General features: G+C 62.7%; 1 protein-coding gene. It reads left to right on the forward strand.

The window, feature by feature from the left end:
- Positions 1–3,165, forward strand: a 3,165-nt coding sequence (gene gltB, locus VMA74_RS04205) for a glutamate synthase large subunit (protein WP_325365118.1), incomplete at both ends; no start/stop codon positions are given.

Below are 3,165 nucleotides of genomic sequence, written 5' to 3' on the forward strand. Positions count from 1 at the left end.
TCCGGCAGCGATTGCATTCACCGATGGCCGCGTGATCGGCGCCACGCTCGACCGCAACGGGCTTCGCCCCGGCCGCTACATCGTGACCAAGGACGACCTGGTGGTGCTGGCCTCCGAAGCCGGCGTGATCGAGGTGCCTGCCGAGGACATTCGCAAGAAGGGCCGCCTGCAACCGGGGCGCATGTTCCTGGTGGACACGGTGGAGAAGCGCATCGTCTCCGACGCCGAGATCAAGAAGGAGCTGGCCGGCCGCCAGCCGTACGGCGAGTGGCTGAAGCAGCAGCAGATCAATCTCGACATGCTGCCGGAGCCGTCGCGCGTGATCGCGTCAAATCCGGAGACGCTGCTCCGCCGCCAGCGCGCGGCCGGTTACAGCGAAGAAGATCTGCGCATCCTGTTGGGGCCCATGGCTGCCAAGGGCGAGGAGCCAATCGGCTCCATGGGAACCGATGTGCCGCTGGCCTGCCTGTCGGACCGGCCGCAGTCGCTCTTCAATTACTTCAAGCAGTTGTTTGCGCAGGTTACGAATCCGCCCATCGACCCCATCCGCGAAGAGCTGGTGATGTCGCTGATCAGCTACATCGGCACCGAGCGCAACATTCTGGACGAAAAGCCCGAGAACTGCCACACGCTCAAGCTGCCGCACCCGATCCTGACGAACCGCGATCTGGAAAAACTGCGCCGCGTATCGTCTGGAGATTTGCTGGCCACCACGCTGCCTGCGCTGTTCCGCGCCGCCGATGGTGAAGCCGGCTTGAAGAGCGCGCTCGACGAACTCAGCGCCCGCGCCTCGCACGCTGTGCAGTCCGGTTACACGCTGCTCATCCTTTCCGATCGCGGCGTCGATCCCACTTACGCGCCCATTCCCAGCCTGCTGGCGATGGCGGCTGTGCACAACCGCCTGGTGCGCGAAGAGACACGCACACAGGTGGCGCTCATCATCGAAAGCGGCGAGCCGCGCGAGGTGATGCACTTCGCTCTGCTGATCGGATACGGCGCCAGCGCCGTCAATCCGTATCTGGCTATCGAGACTATCCACGACCTGAAGCGCCGCGGCCTGCTGCCTGAAAAGGTTTCGGCGGAGTACGCCGAGAAGAATTTCATCAAGGCCATCAACAAGGCACTGCTCAAGACCATCTCCAAGATGGGCATCAGCACGCTGCAAAGTTATCGCGGCGCCCAGGTGTTTGAGGCTGTCGGCCTGAACCAGTCGCTGGTGGAAGCCTACTTCCCCGGCACGGCCTCGCGCATCGAGGGCGTTGACCTGGAGGTGCTGGCCCGCGAGGCGCAGACCAAGCACGCATATGCCTTCCAGCCGCTAACCGAGTCTGAAACCGAGCTCGTGGTGGGCGGCCAATATCAGTACCGCGAGGGCGGCGAATTTCACCTGCTCAATCCGCAGACCATCAGCAAGGTGCAGCATGCGGTGCGCAAGAACAGCTTTGCCACCTTCCAGGAATACACCGACCTCATTGACGATCAGAATCGCAATCTCTCCACGCTGCGCGGGCTGTTGAAGTTGAAGTATGCCGAGCAGCCGATTGCGATTGAAGAAGTGGAGCCGGCCAAGGAGATTGTCAAGCGCTTCACGACTGGCGCCATGAGCTTCGGATCCATCAGCAAAGAGGCGCATGAAACGCTGGCCATCGCCATGAACCGCCTGGGCGGCATGTCGAACACCGGCGAAGGCGGCGAAGACGAAGCGCGCTTCAAGCCCGACGCGAACGGTGACTCGCGCCGCAGCGCCGTGAAGCAGGTGGCCAGCGGCCGCTTTGGCGTGACGACGAACTACCTGGTGAACGCGGACGAGTTGCAGATCAAGATGGCGCAGGGCGCAAAGCCCGGCGAAGGCGGCCAATTGCCCGGCCACAAGGTGGATGAGGTGATTGCGAAGACGCGCCACTCCATCCCCGGCGTGGGACTGATCTCGCCTCCGCCGCATCACGATATTTATTCGATCGAAGATCTGGCGCAGTTGATCTACGACTTGAAGAACGTAAACCCGAAGGCGCGCATCGCGGTCAAGCTGGTTTCAGAAGTGGGCGTTGGCACTGTGGCTGCGGGCGTTTCCAAGGCGCATGCCGACGTGGTGCTCATCTCAGGCGACACGGGCGGTACCGGCGCTTCGCCGCTCAGTTCGATCAAGCATGCAGGATTGCCGTGGGAACTTGGCCTCGCCGAAACCCAACAAGTCCTGCTGCTCAACGACCTGCGCTCGCGCATCAAGGTGCAGACGGACGGCAAGCTGCAGACCGGCCGCGACGTCGTGATTGCCGCGCTGCTGGGTGCGGAAGAGTTTGGCTTCGCAACCATGCCGCTGGTGGCTATGGGCTGCATCATGATGCGCAAGTGTCACCTCAATACGTGTTCTGTTGGCATCGCGACGCAGGACCCGGTCTTGCGCGAGCGCTTCCAGGGCACGCCTGAGAACGTCATCAACTTCTTCTTCTTCATCGCGGAGCAGATGCGCCAGCACATGGCCAAGCTTGGCTTCCGCACTGTAAATGAGATGGTAGGCCGCGTGGATAAGATCGACGCTGCTATCGCCGACGCACACTGGAAGGCGCGTGGTATCGATCTGTCCTCGATCCTCTATGCGCCCGAACTGCCCTCGCGCGTGGCGCGCCGCTGCATGACCAAGCAGGATCATGGCCTGAACACGGCGCTCGATCACGCGCTGATTGCCAAGGCCAAGCCCGCGCTTGAGAAGAAGACGCCGGTCACCGGCAGCTTTGCCATCCGCAACGTGCACCGTACGGTGGGCGCCATGCTGGGCGGTGAGATTGCGCGCCGCTACGGCAGTGCTGGATTGCCGGAGGGGACGATTCGCTATAAGTTCAACGGCTCGGCCGGCCAGAGCTTTGGCGCATTCGTGCCCACCGGCGTCACGCTGGAGCTCGAAGGCGATACGAACGATTACCTGGGCAAGGGGCTTTCAGGTGGACGCATCATCGCTTATCCGCCCAAGACCTCGCCCTTCCTGCCGGAGGAAAGCATCCTGGTGGGCAACGTGGTGCTCTACGGCGCTACCGCCGGCGAAGTGTTCCTGAACGGCATTGCCGGCGAGCGCTTTGCAGTCCGCAACTCGGGGGCGACCGCGGTTGTGGAAGGCGTGGGCGACCACGGCTGCGAGTACATGACCAACGGTTTCGTGGTCGTGCTGGG

The organism is Dyella sp. (assembly GCF_035508675.1).
Lineage (GTDB): Bacteria > Pseudomonadota > Gammaproteobacteria > Xanthomonadales > Rhodanobacteraceae > Dyella_B.